Raw genomic sequence first — 17,117 nt, forward strand, 5'->3', positions numbered from 1 at the left:
CGGTGTTATCGGCACAGGCCACAGGAACTTTACATTTGCGAAAGGGAAAAGCGCGGGGTTAAAACGCGACGTCAACAATCAGCGTATCGGTGTAGGTACCGGCGGGTGGCGTGGCCTGATTCGTCAGGACTTTGGCGGTGTAGTTATAGGTACGCAGCAGGCCGTCGGCGCTGACCAGCGAGGAGGTCGCGCTGGTCCAGCGTTCGCTGCCGCTGCTGCCCCAGCGGTTAGTCGTGGCTTCTTTATAGATGTCATAACTCAGGTAGTTACTGCCGCTCACCATCCGGCGCACGTTATTCAGCGCGTTGGCACCATTGTTAATCCCGATGGTATAGGTACTGCCTTTGGTACAGGTGACGGCAATCGCCTGCGAGACCGTGGGGAAATTTTGCACCAGCGGCGCACTGCTAAAGTTGACGTCCGGCGTGGTCATGGCGCTGCAGTCGTTGGTGACGGTCAGGTTAAGCAGAATACTGGTCGTCGCGGTTCCCGTTTGATTGATGGTGCAAATACCGAGCGCCCCCACGGAACAGACGCTGTAGTTAACGCTGAAGGTTAACTGCACCTGATACGGCCCGGCAGAGACGTTTTGTCCGGCGACGGTGCGGAAATAGAGCGGAATGTTGTACTGCTTTGACCCGAGCAATCCCAGCAAGGTATTTCCGCTCCAGGTATACGATTTACTTATCTGTACCTCACTGCTGCTCGCGCAACCCGAAAGTCCACACAGCCGGGTGGGGATCACGTCCGTGATGGCGGCATTATCGGTGCGTTTCAGGGTCGCACGACTGTTGGCCGATATCGTTGCTGCGGTGTAGTTCAGCGTCACCGAGTCGTTCGTCAGCAGGTTGAGTATCGCATCACACGCCACCACCAGCGTGCCGGTGGTCTCCACCTCCCCGGAGCCGCTCAGCGCAAACGACGTGACGCTGCCGAACGACGCATTGACCGTGCTGACGGTACAGGCCGCCCAGCTGCCGCCGGAGAGCAGCAGCAGGAGCAACATCACCCAGCGCTTCATGGCCCCTCCCGGCAGACCAGCGGGCCGTAGGTTTGCAGCCTGTGGTCCGGGTTCGCGCCGATGGTCAGCGTTGCCCTGCAGCGTTTGCCTGTCGGCGTCGTGACGTCGAGCAGATTGACGTCGCTGAGGTTTTCCAGCCAGGCAATCCCGTCATATCCCACCACCGCATTGCTGCGCGAGGCGCGTCGAACCTGGCTTCCCACCGGAATGGCCTCCCCCTGCGCGTCGTGCAGGATGACGCTCGCTACCCGCTCCTGTTCCATCGGGAAATCCACCAGATAACCGCTGTGGCGGCGGATCGCCACCCGCCGCTCGGTCTCTTTCAGCCGGGTGTCGGCAGGCAGGTTCAAGGTGTTAATACTGTAGCTTGCCGGGTAATAGGCCGAGACGCCGCTCACCAGCAGATACCCGTTGCGGTTGGTTTTACCAACCGGCTGGTTTTCATAGCTGACGGGGACATCCGGCTGGCCATCGGTGCTGATGACCACAAACGCATCGTTGATTTTGTTTGCCGCAAACAGTTCGCCGTCCATCAGCACCAGGGAGCCCATCGCTTCGCTCCACCAGGTCATCATGCCCTTCTCGCCGTACCCGCCCCCCTGCAGCTCGATATTGTTATTGCGCCAGCCCACCGTTCCCTGCTGGTAGTTATTCGATCGCGACTGGTTCGCCCACGCCATATTCCAGCTGAAGCCGCCGTCGGAGGGCATCGAGTGGTTGTAGTTGATGCGCTGCGTGCTGCCTGCATCCGGGGTATTTTCCACGGTGAGCGCCGCGCTGTCGCGTTCGCCCAGCGGCACCTGGAATGACATCGCGACCGTCCAGTCGCCCCGCTGCTGGTCCCGGCTGGCGGCGAGGTAAATGCTGCTGGAGCCCCACAGATTTCGGCTCCAGGAGAGGTTAAGCAGCTCGGTTTTCTGGCTGTCAAAGCTCTCCACGCCGATCCAGGCCGCCCCGATGTTGCCGTATTCCCCCAGGTTGAAGGTCAGGGAATATTGATCGGTATTGCGGCTAAAGCTGGCGATGGGGCGGTCATTTTCGTCGTACACCGTCGGCTGGTCATACAGGGCCAGGTTACCAAAGCCGCGATCGCGGCGGGTATGCTGGGTGGCGAGGCTGAACTCGCTGGTGCTGTACTGGTAGCCCCAGTTGATTTGCCCGCCGTCATCTCCGCGCATCCGGCTCTGGCTGTACGAGGTATTCACCACGCCAAAACGCCCCAGCTTGACCACCGTCCCCGCACCGGCGAGCGCCAGTTCCTCCGCGCCTTCGGCGTGCCCCTCCAGCGTCAGCCAGTCCGTCAGGCCGTAGCGATACGATCCGCTCCCCGCCGCCGGGCCGTAGTCAAAATTCTTAATGCCGTAGTTGCGCCGCAGGCTCCCCAGGGTAACGGCCCCGTCGCTCAGCCCTTCTTTCAGCAGATCGCTGGTGACGTAAAACGGCAGCGTGGTACTCACCTGGCGCCCCAGCGCATCGGTGGTGACCAGCACCGCATCCCCGGCGCCGTTAATGTAGGGCAGGTTCGTCAGGGTGAACGGTCCGGGCTGCAGCTGCGTGGACCCGGAGCGGTAGCCGTTGATGAAGAGGTCGACCGAGGTCGGCACCGCCGCTTCACCTGAAAATTCCGGCAGCGGCCAGGTCACCAGGTCCGGACGCAGGGAGAAATCACGCCCATAGCTGATCCCGCCCATGCGGACGCTGCTGCTCCAGCTCAGGGCATCGCTGATGACATCCCCGGCGGTCCAGGTGGTGGCGTCCTCCTCGTTGGTCACCAGCAGGGTGGTGTCATAGCGGACATAGCCCTCCTGCTGACCGTCGTTGCCGGTGAAATTTTCGCGGGCGTAGCCGGTGGAGGAGAATGAACCGTTTTCATTGAAGTAGCGGAATTCATGCCAGAGCGAGGCCTGCCCGCCGACGTGCTCGGTATGGTTGGTATAAAAATCGTAATTGAGCAGCGCGCCTCTGCCATAGTGAGGCTTACTCTGCGTCGGCTGGCCGCCAAACGGGGTGACGCGGGAGGTTATCCACTCACGGGGCACGGTCAGCAGCAGACGCTGGGCGGGACTGTCGTACTCCACCCGCACCGCCGGAAGCGTGCTGAGATTGACGTCGCCGTTGGGCACATGTTCAGGCGGAAGCCCGGCGCGCAGCAAATCGGCGCTGGAGATATAGTAAGCGCCGTCGCGTTGCGTCACGGGAACCACCAGCCCGGTGTCGTAGTGGTTCAGTACCAGGGCGAGCTGGAAAACCGCCTCCCCGTTTATCGCCTGCGCTTGCGGCGGCGGCGGTAAGCTGTCATCACCCGGTTCGGCCCAGGTACTGGTACTCACGCAAAGCAGGATCATCATTGCGGGCTTCAGTTGACGGGCGTCGACTGCCATTGTGCATCCCTGGCATTAATCTGCGCGCTGATCTGGCTGGGCTGGCGGATCCCGGTCGGAATCGGCCAGCTGCGGGTGCTGCCCGGCAGCACATAGCCCAGCAGGCCATCCGCAATCATGCGCTTTTGTCCCCCCTGCTCCAGCGCCACCTGGCTGAGCCTGACGTGAACATCGCCCTGATTGCGCACTTCAATGGCAGGCTGGCCCGCCACCTGCGTGACGCGCCAGCTCAGGTTACGGGTATCCACGAGGGCATGATGCGCCCCCTCTTTTATTGTCGGGATCCCCTGTCCGTAAACGAACAGCGGTATGGAATAGCGCATCTGCAGTTTAAGGCCGATGGCGGGGTCGGCCTTCGCGTCCGGCTGGGGAATTTCATCCACGATAATGCGATAGGCTTGTTCAACGCCCATCGGAACCGTACCCTGTTTGATCAGGCGGATCAGCTGTTTACTGCCTTTGCCGATGGTGACGATGGGCGGGCTGGCGACCACGTCCTGCTGGGCGGTATAGCGCTCAAAGCCCCCCTCCTGCTTCCAGCGCACAATGCGCACCTGCATCGTTGTGGCACTGTTTCCCTGATTCTGGATCCACAATTCAGTCGCTTTGCTGTCGGCCGACAGCCACGGATCGATGGGCCATAACAGAATGGTCGCCGCCGCCTGCGCCTGTCCTGCCGCCATGGCGGTCACGCCCAACATACTCACCAGGTACCAATGCCTGAATAGTGGCTTCATCGAATGTTCTCCCTTTTTCACCATGACAAGGTCACGGTGAGCTGATCGGAATAGGTGCCTGCCGGGCTAAATCCCGTCAGCAGCGCTACGCCAAAAAGTGGTAGTGCAATATTGTTGCTGTTGGTGTAGGTCACCGGGATGGCCTGGTTGACCCCAATCTCACTGTTCGCCGCCAGTGAACTGCTGCTGTAAAGCCGGTAGCCCACCACGTCGGTGCCGCCTGAACGCGTCATGCGGCGCACCGAGGCGTAGTTTTGCCCGCCGTTGATACTCATGCTCAGCGCCACGCCCGGCGTGCAGGCGATGGACAGCGCCCCGTTGGGCACAAAGCTGGTGCTGACCGGGGCACTCTCCACGCCGGTATGGGTTCCAAAATCCAGCGTCCCGAAGATCCCGCCGGTCCCCGTCGTGACAGAACATCCCGGCACGACGGTCGCGCTCACCTTAAACGACTGCGACGTCACCGCGCCGGCCCCGGAAACCAGGGTCAGCCCCAGCGCTAGCGCAAAAAAAGGCTGCACAATCCCCTCTGCGCAAGCGCGCAGACTTAAAAAGGAGGCCTTCATGGCTGGAGCTAGTAGGTGACGCTGACGTTGATCGTGTCGGTATAAGTGCCCGGCACCACCGTGACGCTGTTACCGCCGCCGGTGATGCGCCCGTAAAGGGTGTAGCTGTTGACCCCGCCCGCCGTCGACGCGACCGGCAGCGCCGCGTTGTTGGCGATGACGTTGTTAAATCCGCTGTCGCTGTACAGACTGTAAGCCACGCCCTGCGCCGCATTGGCGGTATTGATCAGATAGCGCGCAGGCGTGCCCGGCGTGCCGACCACGGTACCGGGTGCGGTGGAGTTAGTGTTGCCGGTGATCGCCACCGTATAGCTGGCGGTGGTGCACTGAATGGTGAACGTATTCCCGCCGCTGGCGCCGGTGAGCTGGGTGGTCAGCGTGGAAAACGTGGCGGGATGGGTACCAAAATCGAGTGTCCCGAAGTTAATACCGTTTTGCGTGGGCGATCCGTTAATCAGACACCCGTTTGTGAGGGTCAGCGTCGCACCGATGGTGCCGCTGCTGGTCACGGCCAGCGCAGGATGTACCGTTGTCGCCGCCAGTAACGCGCCAGCGCAGATTAAAAGGCGTTTTCTTTTCATTTTCCACCCTCCGGAAGTCAAACGCGTTCCCTTGCCACATTTTATTTATGCTGTTCAAGATGTTAGCCCCGCTTAAGGTTCCACTGAGAGGGGTTAATGAGAATTTAGTTTACGGATATCGCTTCCACCACCCGCCCCAAAACGCATAATCCTTGTGTCCTATTGACTTAATATTCTTATAAATAACAATGAATTAAAATTATTTTGGCCGCATTTTTATTTTTTCAGAAGAGAATATATCCCTTATAGTGTGATCACCATCACAATATATCGTTATGCCACCAACAACAAAATCAATAAAACTTAAAAACTTGTTGTATCCCCCTACGCTTTGCGTCAATTTATGTGCCGAATATTTTCCCGCGCAGTAATAAAAAATTTATATGTATCGGCGCGGGCGACATCTGATAGCGCATAGAGGGTCTTTTTTCGTGGCAAGTGCAAACAAACTTACACTCTTCATCGTGATATTCATGCTGGCGGGTATTCTTTCAGGGGCGGCAATTCACGAGTACGCATCTGCGGATGCCATCAAAGCCTGGTCGGATAATATTACCCTTCTGACCGATATTTTCCTCCGTCTGATCAAAATGGTTATTGCGCCACTGGTCTTCAGCACGCTGACCGTAGGCATTATGAAGCTGGGAGAAACCTCCACCATAGGCCGGGTGGGCGGCAAAGCGATGGTATGGTTCATCAGTTCATCCGTGCTTTCTATTCTGGTCGGACTGTTTATCGTTACGCTGGAGCGTCCGGGAAGCGGCCTGAACCTGACTATTCCAACCGAGGCGGTGGATACCGGTCTGGCCGTGGGCGGGATGACGCTGAAAGCGTTCCTGTCTCACACCATTCCCACCAGCATCGCGGGGGCGATGTCGAACAATGAGATCCTGCAGATTGTGGTGTTCTCGATGTTCTTCGGCATCGGCGGCGCGTCGCTGGGGCAGAAATTCAACGCGCCGCTGGTGGCCGCACTGGATGTGGTTTCCCATATCATGCTGAAGGTAACGGGTTACGTGATGTACGTTGCGCCACTGGCCATCTTCGCGGCGATCTCCTCCGTCATTGCCACGCAGGGTCTGGGCATCCTGTTGAACTACGCCTCCTTTATTGGCGGCTACTACGTTGCCATTCTTCTCACCTGCATGGTGCTGCTGGCCGTGGGTTACATGGTGCTGAAAAAAGAGGTGTTTCGCCTGGTCAGCATGCTGAAAGATCCGGTGCTGGTCGCATTCACCACCAGCAGTTCTGAAGCGGCCTACCCTAAAACGCTGGAGCAGCTGGAGCGCTTTGGCTGCTCGCGCAATATCGCCTCTTTCGTTCTGCCGATTGGCTACTCCTTCAACCTCGTGGGGTCAATGGTGTACTGCTCGTTTGCCTCGATGTTTATTGCGCAGGCGTACAACATTCACCTGAGCTTCTCTGAGGTGACGGTGCTGATGTTAACCCTGATGCTGGCGTCAAAAGGCATTGCGGGCGTGCCGCGTTCTTCGCTGGTGGTGCTGGCCGCAACGATCCCGAGCTTTAACATTCCGGTGGCGGGGATCCTGCTGCTGATGGGGATCGACCACTTCCTGGATATGGGGCGTTCCGCGATTAACGTTCTGGGGAACGGGATTGCGACGGCGATGCTCTCGCAGAATGAAGGTGCGCGGGAAGCTGAAGCTGAACTGGTAAAGCAGGAAGCGTAATGGCATGAAAAAGGGTGAGGCCTGATGCCCTCACCCCAGCCCTCTCCCTGTGGGAGAGGGAGCAAATAAAAAAAACGGCAACCTGGGTTGCCGTTTTGCATTTACCTACGCTACATGATTCGCCGCGATATCCAGCAGCGCCATCTCTTCGCTGTTCAGCAGCTTCTCGATGTTCACCAGAATCAGCATACGCTCGCCGAGCGCCCCCAGGCCGGTCAGGTATTCGGTCGACAGCGTGACCGCAAACTCCGGCGCAGGACGAATCTGGTCAGAGGTCAGGGAAAGCACGTCAGATACGCCATCCACCACGATACCCACCACGCGCTGTCCCAGGTTCAGGACGATCACGACGGTATTGTCGTTGTAGTCAACGTCGCCCTGGCTGAACTTCACGCGCAGATCCACGATTGGCACAATCACGCCGCGCAGGTTGGTGACGCCTTTAATAAACGCTGGCGTGTTAGCGATGCGGGTAACCTGGTCGTAACCACGAATTTCCTGCACTTTCAGGATATCGATGCCGTACTCCTCATCGCCCAAAGTGAATACCAGGAACTCCTGCCCTGATGGCTCGCCCGCCAGTTTCGTTACATTACTCATACCGGTCATGTTATTACCTTCTACTTAATCAGGCGGCTGTGTACGCCACACGTTGTTCACGATTTAATCCCTGAAGCGCCGACACGTCGACGATCAGCGCTACGCTACCATCCCCCAGAATGGTGGCAGCAGAAATACCCGGCACCTTGCGGTAGTTGCTTTCGAGATTCTTCACCACCACCTGGTGCTGACCAATCAGCTGATCGACCAGCAGCGCGTAGCGACGGCCCGCGCTTTGCAGGATCACCACGATACCCTGCGTGGCCTCGGTCTTCGCCCCGTCCACTTCGAACACTTTCCACAGCTCGACCAGCGGCAGGTACTCACCGCGCACTTCGAGAACGCGCTCGCCGCCTGCCAGCGGATGCAGATCTTCTTCACGCGGCTGGAGGGATTCCATCACCGCGTTCAGCGGCAGAATGAAGACTTCGTCCGCGACTTTGACCGACATGCCGTCGAGGATCGCCAGCGTCAGCGGGAGCAGGATGCGGATGGTGGTGCCGGAGCCCTGTTTAGACTGGATCTCAACGTGGCCGCCCATCTCCTGAATGTTACGTTTCACCACGTCCATGCCGACGCCGCGTCCGGAGACGTCCGTCACCTGCTCGGCGGTCGAGAAGCCCGGCGCGAAGATCAGCATGCCCACTTCTTCGTCGGTCATGTTTTCATTCACCGCCATCCCCTGTGAAATGGCTTTCGCCAGGATGCGCTCGCGGTTAAGGCCCGCGCCGTCGTCGGTCACTTCGATGCAGATGTTCCCGCCCTGATGTTCCGCAGAGAGGATCAGATTCCCGACCGGAGATTTCCCGGCGGCAATGCGGTTTTCCGGCAGTTCAATACCGTGGTCGAGGCTGTTACGCACCAGGTGCGTTAACGGGTCGATGATGCGCTCGATCAGGCTCTTATCCAGCTCCGTTGAGCTGCCCATCAGGGTCAGTTCAATCTGCTTATTTAGCTTGCTGGCAAGGTCGCGCACCAGGCGCGGGAAGCGGCTGAAGACATATTCCATCGGCATCATGCGGATGGACATCACCGATTCCTGCAGGTCGCGGGCGTTACGCTGCAGCTGGCCCATGCTGGTGATCAGATCGCCGTGCGTGACCGGGTCGAGTTCGTTAGAACGCTGCGCCAGCATGGACTGGGTGATCACCAGTTCGCCAACCAGGTTAATCAGCTGGTCAACCTTCTCAACGGCAACGCGAATGCTGGTGGACTCACTGGAGCGCGCGGCCGGTTTTTCACCACGGCCAGGCGCCGCGGCCTCTTTTGGCACCGCCTTCAGCACTGGGGCCGCTGGGGCCACAGCCGGTGCGGCGGCCTGGGCAACGACAGCAACCTCTTCTTCTGCAGCCGGAGCTTCTACCGCGGCGGCTTCCGTTTCGAAGGCGATCTGGTCGGCTTCAATGACAAAGCACAGCACCGCCACGATATCGTCCTGACAGATACCGTCATCGAGGGTCGCCGCGAGGCTGTCTTTGCCTTTCACTACGTTACTTAATTTCGCCAGGTTACCCAGCTCTTCTTCCAGCAGGTTAACTTCGCTCTCTTTCAGGCGTGACAGCACAACGCGCAGCTTGCCCGCTTGCGCGGCGGCTGGCGCGGCCTCTTCAGCAGCAACCGCATCGACAACGCTCAGCTTTGCCGCAGGGACAACGGCTGCAGCGACCTCACCTTTGGCTTCCAGGGCGAGCTGGCGCAGCGCATTGCAGATGTATTCAAAGCTGGCGGCATCAGGCTCTGCCGAACTTTTATAGGCGTCGAGCTGTTCCTGCATAATATCTTTGGTTTCCAAAAACAGGTTGATAATGTCGGTATTGAGCTGCATCTCACCGCGTCGTGCTTCATCAAGCAGGTTTTCCATTAAATGGGTCGTTTCCTGCAGGATGGTAAATCCAAACGTTCCGGCTCCGCCTTTAATAGAATGCGCCGCGCGGAAGATGGCATTGAGCTGCTCGGAGTCCGGTGCTTCGGGCACCAGATCGAGCAAATGTTGCTCCATATCCGCCAACAGTTCGTCGGCTTCATCAAAGAATGTCTGGTAAAAATCGCTAATATCCATGCTCACGCTATCACCTCGGATTGGCTGGTGGCGATGTTGGAACGGCAGCCGCAGGGACGGCCCCAGGCTGTTTTAAATCGTCCAGTGACTCATTCTGACTTTCGGCGTTTTCGTGCAGGATGGCCTGCTCCGCCTGCTGGTTCAGCACTAAAAGACTGATACGACGGTTGATGGCGTCATCCGGCCCGCGGTCGGAGACCCGCATGGTTGCTGCCATGCCGACCACGCGCAGTACCTTGCCATCATCAAGCCCACCTGCCACCAGCTCGCGACGCGAGGCGTTGGCACGATCGGCAGAAAGCTCCCAGTTGCTGTATCCCTTCTCCCCACTGGCGTACGGGAAGTCATCCGTGTGGCCCGAAAGGCTGATTCGGTTAGGAATGCCGTTCAGCACCGGCGCAATGGCGCGTAAAATATCGCGCATGTACGGCTCAACTTCCGCACTCCCGGTTTTAAACATCGGGCGGTTCTGGCTGTCGATAATCTGAATACGCAGCCCTTCCTGGACCAGATCGATTTTCAGGTGCGGCCGCAGCGCGCGCAGTTTAGGATCTGCTTCAATCAGCTGGTCGAGATCGCCACGCAGTTTTTTCAGACGCGCCTGCTCCATCTTGCGTTTCAGCTCGTCGATGTTCGGCTCTTTTTTCACCTCACCCTTCTGCTGGGTGTAATCATCGCCTCCGCCAGGGATCGGGCTTTCGCTGTTAGAGATACGCGGCCCACCGGTCACCGCCGTCGCCAGCGGGGTACGGAAATATTCGGCAATCTGGATAAGCTCCTTCGGGCTGGAGATGGAGATCAGCCACATCACCAGAAAGAACGCCATCATTGCGGTCATAAAGTCGGCGTACGCGATTTTCCAGGAGCCGTGGGAACCGTGCCCGCCGCCCTTGTGCTTGCGTTTTTTGACAATGACGATCGGATGGGACTGGTTTTTCATGCGTCCTCAGTTGTCGTCTGTTGGTTTGGGTTTTTCACCGCGCGCACGTGTTCTTCAAGCTCGATAAACGACGGACGCTCGCTGGAGTAAAGCGTTTTACGGCCAAATTCAACCGCGATCGGTGGCGCGTAACCGTTGAGGTTAGAGAGCAGCGTGATCTTCACGCACTGCATCATTTTGGTCGTTTCCGCGCTTTTCTGGCGCAGCACGCTTGCCAGCGGAGAGATAAAACCATAAGCCAGCAAAATACCGAGGAAGGTGCCCACCATCGCATGGGCAATCAGCGCGCCCAGTTCAGCCGCCGGGCGGTCCGCCGAGGCCAGGGCGTGTACCACCCCCATGACCGCCGCCACGATACCAAACGCCGGAAGGGAGTCGCCCACCAGCGCCAGGCTGTTGGCCGGCACTTCAGATTCGCTTTCGTGGGTTTCGATCTCTTCGTCCATCAGCGCTTCGATTTCGAAGGTATTCATATTGCCGCTGATGATGAGACGCAGGTAATCGACGATGAAATCCAGCATCATGGCGTCCGCCAGAATGCGCGGATAGCTGGCAAAAATTTCGCTCTCTTTCGGGTTTTCGATATCCCGTTCAAGCGAGAACATCCCCTGCTGACGCGACTTCGCCATCAGGCGATAGAGCAGCGCCAGCAGATCCATATACATGCTTTTGGTGTATTTCGAGCGACGGAACAGCAATGGAATTGCCTTCAACGTGCCCTTGATCGATTTACCGTTGTTGCCAACGATAAAAGCCCCTACCCCTGCGCCGCCGATGATAATAAGTTCAGCCGGTTGATAGAGTGCTCCAAGGTGCCCGCCGGTCATCATGTAACCGCCGAAAACTGTACCGAGAACTACCAGGTAACCTAATAAGATAAGCACGACATCATCCTTCCGCTAGTGACTATGGCAAGGACGTCCAGCTCGCAGCGTTTACCGTTTGCGGGGTAAAAAAAAGCAGCGGTAATGACTTACCGCTGCTGGAATCTTGCCCACACGTTCGGGTTAAACAGCTTGTTCGATCTGTTCATCCAGCAGTTGTGGAATAATATCGGCAGCATCCCGGGAAAGTTTACGTCTTTTTACTGCGCGGGACGGCGGCTGACATAAACTACAGGCGAAGCTGCCTGCAGGCTGATGAGCATGGGTAATAAAATTGCCGTCGCAGCAATTGCAGCGCGACAGTTCAAGCATTCCGCTCTCAACAAAACGCACCAGCGTCCATGCGCGGGTCAGCGCCAGCAGAGGGCCTTCTTCCTGCTGTGGGCATTGTTCAAGGTAAAGTTTGTACGCTTTGATCACGGCGTCTACGCCGCTACACAAACCGGTTTTGAGAAGATACTGCCAGGCATTACAGAACATGGAAGCGTGGATGTTCTGCTCCCAGGTCATAAACCAGTCCGTAGAAAACGGCAGCATGCCTTTCGGCGGGGGACTACCGCGTAACTCTTTATACAGTTTGATAAGGCGACCACGGCTCAACTGAGTCTCGCTTTCCAGCATTTGTAAACGAGCACCCAGCGTAATCAGCTCCATGGCCAGCTGTATGTCACGCGCTTCCTGAACAATGCTTTTTTCGCTCATTGCTAGGCCCTTTTCTTACGGGCTGCGTCATCAGGCTGACTGATGTCGCTAAGCAAGCGAGTGGAGAGCAGGATACCGGTATGGATCTGTTGCAGATCGTCCACGCGGGATTCCTGCGTCAGACGCGTTATCGTCTGCGGATTATCAAAACGGAACTGGCACACCAGTTGATTCGTTTCCGCCAGTTTTACCATCTGAGGGAGGGTTAATCCGCCCAGCATGGTTGCCATTTCTTCGTTAATACCCAGACGAAACATCGCGGACGCTTTGTCCTGACTAATTAAACGCTGCGCGAGCAGTAAATATGACAAATTGATGTCATAGATATGTTTTAGCAACTCGGATGTATGCATTGTTCCCATCCCGAATAACCAACTATTATTTTTATGCGGAAAGACCGCACCCCGTGATGTCGCCGGGAAATCACCCGGTATAAAAAAGAAAAGGCTAAATGCATAGTTGAATCTAGGTTTGTATTCATCCAAACGCGTAAGGGATGCAACGCGGTTACATCTCTTACAGGTTTTATCATTTCTTACAAATAACTAAGATTTTTCCTAATTCGACGCAAACTCTACTCGCCAGATTTGACACATACAATGCAGCCACCCTCAAATTTAAAAAAAATGTGATCCACGTCACACAATTTAAGTGAATGTAACCCATAAATCCATCAGTATGACTTCTAATTTGCTCATTTTTTAAGCAATCGGCACTGTTTTGTATTCTTAATCGACGAATACTCATGCATAAGCGTGAGAATAAGTGGCACGCAATGTGCTTTTACCCGTGCGTGCAGTATCAGCAATCGTTTACATCGCGTATGCGTCAGGGATACATTTTGATTACTTCGATAAAACATAGAGTTATGCATTTCTGGCAATAAAATTGTTTCATTGCGTGATCATTCGAAATGCGTTTATAACTTGTTAGAACGATTTAATAGCGAAAGCGAAGATTTGTGTGACTTACGTTAAGTTGTTAATTTTTTTCATTTAGGCGCATTTATCAGTTATTCTTCTTATAAGAATAATTAATGAATAATTATGATAAGCTTCACACTAATGTCGTATTCAAGTCTTGCGAAACCAGGAAATTCGCGGTAATGGTGATGAAACGCTGTCTGTCAGGCATCTAAGGAGTGCGCCATGAGTTACTCCCATCTTCTTGTTTCTGTTGCCGTTTCCCCCGAAAGCCACCAGCTTGTCGCCCGGGCCGTATCCATCGCCCGGCCGCATAATGCGCGCATCAGCCTCATTACCCTCGCGGCCGAGCCCGAGATGTACAATCAACTGGCGGCCCCGATGCTGGAAGATATTCGTGAGGTTTTGCAGGAGGAAACGCAGCAGTTTCTGCGAGAGCTTGTCGAAAAAGCAGAGTACCCCATTGATGAAACCGTTATTGCGACGGGGGAACTGAATGCCCATATTCTTGATATGTGCCGCAAGCAGAATATTGATTTAGTGATTTGCGGGAACCATAACCACAGCTTTATATCGAGGGCTACCTGCGCGGCAAAATCTATTATCGCCTCAAGCCAAGTTGACGTGCTGTTAGTCCCGCTTGGGGGGGCTTAACCCCCCCAGAGGAATATCAGGCGAGTTTAGGGAAGGTCGCGATCTTTTTTTGCAGATCGCCTTCGTGACTTTGCGGGGCTATTTCGCGTAGATCCTGAATGAAACGCGCCTGCCAGTGATTTATATCGTTATTCCGGATCGTCTCCATCATTTCGGCATGGCGGGAAATTCGCTCCGTCAGCGGCATGGTCAGCGCGCGGTTGAGGGCATTTGCCACATCATCCCGATCGTAAGGGTTAACGAGCAGCGCTGAGGTCAGTTCGTTCGCTGCCCCGGCAAACTGGGAAAGCACCAGCACGCCCGGATCCGCCGGGTCCTGAGCCGCCACGTACTCTTTTGCCACCAGGTTCATCCCGTCGCGCAGCGGCGTAACCAGGCCAACGTCGGCGTAGCGGAAAACCTTCATCAGGATCTTACGGTCAAAATGCTGATTCAGATAAAAGAGCGGCGTCCAGCCCAGCTGGCCGTAGCGCCCGTTGATGCGCCCTGCTTCTGTCTCCAGCTGATGACGAATATCCTGATAGGCCTGCACTTCCCCGCGCGACGTTGGCGCGATCTGGGTATAGCGGATTTTACCGTGGTGCTGAGGGTATTTATCCAGCAGCGTTTCATACGCCAGGAAGCGTTCCGGCAACCCTTTGGAATAATCCAGACGCTCTACCGAGAAGATATTCTTCACGTGCTTGAGTTCATTCTTAAGCTGGGCCAGCTTCGGCGGCAGCGGGCCCGAGGCCTGTTCCGCAATTTCGTCGGGTTCAATACCAATCGGATAGACCTCGGTATGGAAGGTTTTGCCCCACGCCGTATGGGTTTTGCCGCCGTTGGTTACCAGGCGCGTTTTGCCTGACACGGAGTCCAGGAACGCGAGACGGTCATTTTCGGTCTGGAAGCCCAGCAGGTCATAATCACACAGCGCCTCCAGCAGTTCTTCATGCGGCGGCAGCGCGGTGAAAATTTCCGGCGTCGGGAACGGAATGTGCAGGAAGAAGCCAATCCGGTTATTGACTCCCCTTTTACGCAGCTCTCTGGCGAAGGGGAGCAGATGATAATCGTGGATCCATAAAATATCGTCTTCCTCAATTAAAGGCAGCAGTTTATCCGCCAGCAGCGCATTCACCCGCGAGTAGCCCTCGAAGGATTCACGCTGGAATTTCACCAGATCAAGACGATAGTGAAACGCAGGCCACAGGACCGCGTTGGAGAACTGCGAGTAATACTCGTCATAGTCTTTCTCTTTGAGCGCAAATGATGCCCACGTAATGTTCCCGCGCGTCACCTTTTTAAGCGGTTTCTCTTGTTCATTGATTTCACCGCTCCAGCCAAACCACAGCCCGCCAGCAGCTTTTAAGGCACCTAATACCCCTACCGCCAGGCCACCTGCACTGGCTTTTTTATCATCAGGCGGTGCAATTCGGTTAGAGACGACGACTAAGCGACCCATAATGGTTTCCCCCTTTGTTTTGCGCTATTTGTTGTTGTTGCTGGTTAGCGATATCAGAAATCCACTGCCAGACGGCCTCGACATTCGCCAGACGCCATTCAGCGACAGTGTCACCAGGCCCTACCTTGACGGCGATCCCTCCGGCCTGTTTCACCACGCGAAAACCGGCCTCATCGGTCAGGTCATCGCCAAAAAATACCGGTGTACGTCCCTTAAATGGCGGTTCCGCCATAAACGCCGCAATAGCGGCCCCCTTATTGATGCCCTCAGGTTTTATCTCAACGACGCACTTCCCCGGCTGCAGCGCGAGCTGCGGATGTGCATCGGCCACGCTGCGGGCAATCGCAAAGATCGCCGCTTCGTGATGCGGAGCCTGCCGATAGTGCAAGGCGAACGCCATGCCTTTCGCTTCCAGTTCCGTGCCCGGGAGCGACGCCAGCGCCGAGGAGAGTTCAGTATGTAACGCCTGAATTAAGGTATCGGGGAGTGATACAACATGCAGTTGATCATGGATATCGCGGCGCTCCGCTCCGTGTACACCGGCCAGCGGAAAGTGGTAAGGACTGGCGAGCACATCCAGCTCGGCCATTGAGCGCCCTGAAATCAATGCCAATGCGCCCTCGTTCAGTCGAGAGAGCTGCTGCAAATTCTCTAGAACCGTATCCGGTACGACCACGTCGTCAGGATGCGGCTGGATCCCGGCGAGCGTCCCGTCGAGGTCAAAAAAGAAAGCATATTTTCCGGGCAGTACAGGCGGTGCGGTTAACAAGTCAGCCACCCTAATCCTCCTTACGGTTTACGAGAGGTAAACGCCTTTACCTCTTTCATAGCCATGTAAGTATAGACAGTGTGATGGGCCTCGCCATTTGACAACCGCCCCGCCAGCAAAACTGGCGAGGCGGTTCAGGGGTAAACTATGGTTATTAGTTGAGCAATAAAAAGTCAGCGCTGGGGTTACAGGGTACGCTTCGCTTTTTGCTTGTAACGGTCGAAAATCACGGCTGCCAGCAGGATCAGGCCGCGCACGACGTACTGAGAGAACGGCGAAATATTCAGCAGGTTCATGGCGTTTTCCACCGTGCCCAAAATCAGGATACCGGCCACCACATATGAGATTTTTCCGATGCCTCCCTTGAGGGAAACGCCCCCTAAAACGCACGCCGAGATGACGATCAGCTCATAACCGATAGACGTCATTGGCTGGCCGCTGGTCATACGCGACGCCAGAATAATCCCCGCCGCGGCGGAGACCAGCCCGGAGAGCACGAAGATAATAATCTTGGTGCGTACAACCGGCACCCCTGCCAGACGGGCCGCTTCTTCATTGCCGCCGATCGCCAGCGTGTTACGACCAAAGGTGGTGCGGTTCAGCAGGAAGCCGAACAGGATCAGGCAGGCCACGGTGAGCCAGATAGGCGCAGGCAGGCCCAGCCAGTTGGCGTAGCCCAGCGTAAAGAAGCGCTCGTCTTCAATCCCTACCGCTTTACCGTCGGAGATGATATAGGCCAGACCGCGGACTATCTGCATCGTTGCAAGCGTGGTAATCAGGGCATTAATCTTCAGGCGTGCGATAACAAAACCGTTCACCAGGCCGCTGATCACGCCGAGCAACAGACCGGCAAAAACGCCAATCCACAGGCTTTCCGTCATGTTGATCACCACCGCCGTGGTGACGCCCGCGCAGGCGATAACCGAGGCCACCGACAGGTCGAAATCACCGGAGGCCAGACAGAAGAGCATGCCGCAGGCCACCATGCCGGACATGGAAATCGCCAGTCCCAGCCCTTTCATATTAATGAAGGTGGCAAAATTAGGGACGAAGATTGCACAGGCGATGAAGAGTGCGGCAAAGACCACCAGCATGCCGTACTGATCCCAGATGCGTCCAAAACTAAAAGCCGACTTCGGCGCTCCGGATGTAGTAACAGAGGACATCA

At 56.3% G+C, this 17,117-nt stretch carries 16 protein-coding genes; 2 read left to right on the plus strand and 14 right to left on the minus strand.

All coding sequences use genetic code 11. The features are described from left to right. Nucleotides 1-58 precede the first annotated feature (58 nt). From IM284_RS13700 to IM284_RS13720, 5 genes are read right to left on the minus strand one after another with little or no spacing between them, the layout of a single operon-like run. Nucleotides 59-1,021 carry a spore coat U domain-containing protein gene (locus IM284_RS13700; protein WP_045260325.1) on the minus strand — a complete coding sequence of 321 codons (963 nt, stop codon included), beginning with the start codon at nt 1,019-1,021 and terminating at the stop codon, nt 59-61. After that, nucleotides 1,018-3,402 (minus strand): fimbria/pilus outer membrane usher protein, encoded by a 2,385-nt coding sequence (locus IM284_RS13705; RefSeq protein WP_045260326.1) that lies wholly within the window; start codon nt 3,400-3,402, stop codon nt 1,018-1,020. Before IM284_RS13705 ends, IM284_RS13700 begins: the two co-directional genes overlap by 4 nt. Next, nucleotides 3,378-4,139: a molecular chaperone gene (locus tag IM284_RS13710; RefSeq protein WP_047368121.1), complete on the minus strand. Its 762-nt coding sequence runs from the start codon at nt 4,137-4,139 to the stop codon at nt 3,378-3,380. Before IM284_RS13710 ends, IM284_RS13705 begins: the two co-directional genes overlap by 25 nt. A gap of 17 nt (nt 4,140-4,156) precedes the next feature. Further along, nucleotides 4,157-4,705 carry a spore coat U domain-containing protein gene (locus IM284_RS13715; protein WP_028013649.1) on the minus strand — a complete coding sequence of 183 codons (549 nt, stop codon included), beginning with the start codon at nt 4,703-4,705 and terminating at the stop codon, nt 4,157-4,159. Nucleotides 4,706-4,713: 8 nt separating this feature from the next. Next, on the minus strand, nt 4,714-5,286 hold the full coding sequence (locus IM284_RS13720; RefSeq protein ID WP_028013650.1) for a spore coat protein U domain-containing protein: 573 nt from the start codon (nt 5,284-5,286) through the stop codon (nt 4,714-4,716). 431 nt (nt 5,287-5,717) lie between these two features. Here IM284_RS13720 and IM284_RS13725 point away from each other — a divergent pair, with 431 nt between their 5' ends. Further along, entirely contained in the window at nt 5,718-6,977 is a 1,260-nt protein-coding gene (locus IM284_RS13725) for a dicarboxylate/amino acid:cation symporter (RefSeq protein ID WP_028013651.1), read from the plus strand. A gap of 105 nt (nt 6,978-7,082) precedes the next feature. On the opposite strand, the gene cheW is transcribed toward IM284_RS13725, so the two are convergent. The 6 genes from cheW to flhD all read right to left on the minus strand — a co-directional run bounded on the left by cheW (nt 7,083) and on the right by flhD (nt 12,515). Further along, on the minus strand, nt 7,083-7,586 hold the full coding sequence (cheW, locus tag IM284_RS13730) for a chemotaxis protein CheW (protein ID WP_014884351.1): 504 nt from the start codon (nt 7,584-7,586) through the stop codon (nt 7,083-7,085). A gap of 19 nt (nt 7,587-7,605) precedes the next feature. Further along, nucleotides 7,606-9,642, minus strand: coding sequence for a chemotaxis protein CheA (gene cheA / locus IM284_RS13735; protein WP_047367824.1), 2,037 nt, complete (start codon nt 9,640-9,642; stop codon nt 7,606-7,608). A gap of 4 nt (nt 9,643-9,646) precedes the next feature. Then, on the minus strand, nt 9,647-10,576 hold the full coding sequence (gene motB, locus IM284_RS13740; RefSeq protein ID WP_028013653.1) for a flagellar motor protein MotB: 930 nt from the start codon (nt 10,574-10,576) through the stop codon (nt 9,647-9,649). Beyond that, a complete protein-coding gene (motA, locus tag IM284_RS13745) occupies nt 10,573-11,460 on the minus strand; it encodes a flagellar motor stator protein MotA (RefSeq protein WP_008500417.1) in 888 nt (295 codons plus the stop codon). Before motA ends, motB begins: the two co-directional genes overlap by 4 nt. 123 nt (nt 11,461-11,583) lie before the next feature. Beyond that, nucleotides 11,584-12,162 carry a flagellar transcriptional regulator FlhC gene (gene flhC, locus IM284_RS13750; protein WP_013096051.1) on the minus strand — a complete coding sequence of 193 codons (579 nt, stop codon included), beginning with the start codon at nt 12,160-12,162 and terminating at the stop codon, nt 11,584-11,586. Between the two features lie 2 nt (nt 12,163-12,164). Beyond that, nucleotides 12,165-12,515 (minus strand): flagellar transcriptional regulator FlhD, encoded by a 351-nt coding sequence (flhD, locus tag IM284_RS13755; protein WP_028013654.1) that lies wholly within the window; start codon nt 12,513-12,515, stop codon nt 12,165-12,167. 795 nt (nt 12,516-13,310) lie between these two features. Between flhD and uspC the strand changes: the two genes are divergently transcribed. Further along, the gene (gene uspC / locus IM284_RS13760) at nt 13,311-13,739 is read left to right on the plus strand and encodes a universal stress protein UspC (RefSeq protein ID WP_047362802.1); all 429 of its coding nucleotides are present in this window, start codon (nt 13,311-13,313) and stop codon (nt 13,737-13,739) included. Nucleotides 13,740-13,755: 16 nt separating this feature from the next. Here the strand turns inward: uspC and otsA are convergent, their stop codons facing one another. The 3 genes from otsA to araH form a co-directional block, all read right to left on the minus strand. After that, entirely contained in the window at nt 13,756-15,180 is a 1,425-nt protein-coding gene (gene otsA / locus IM284_RS13765) for an alpha,alpha-trehalose-phosphate synthase (protein WP_028013656.1), read from the minus strand. Further along, on the minus strand, nt 15,155-15,958 hold the full coding sequence (gene otsB, locus IM284_RS13770) for a trehalose-phosphatase (RefSeq protein ID WP_028013657.1): 804 nt from the start codon (nt 15,956-15,958) through the stop codon (nt 15,155-15,157). The genes otsA and otsB overlap by 26 nt, the downstream gene beginning before the upstream one ends. Nucleotides 15,959-16,134: 176 nt before the next feature. Next, complete coding sequence (gene araH, locus IM284_RS13775; RefSeq protein ID WP_047367825.1) at nt 16,135-17,115, minus strand: arabinose ABC transporter permease AraH; 981 nt, start codon at nt 17,113-17,115, stop codon at nt 16,135-16,137. Nucleotides 17,116-17,117 lie beyond the last annotated feature (2 nt).

The sequence above is a fragment of the Enterobacter cloacae complex sp. P12RS genome (genome assembly GCF_014895875.1).
GTDB classification, from domain to species: domain Bacteria; phylum Pseudomonadota; class Gammaproteobacteria; order Enterobacterales; family Enterobacteriaceae; genus Enterobacter; species Enterobacter bugandensis.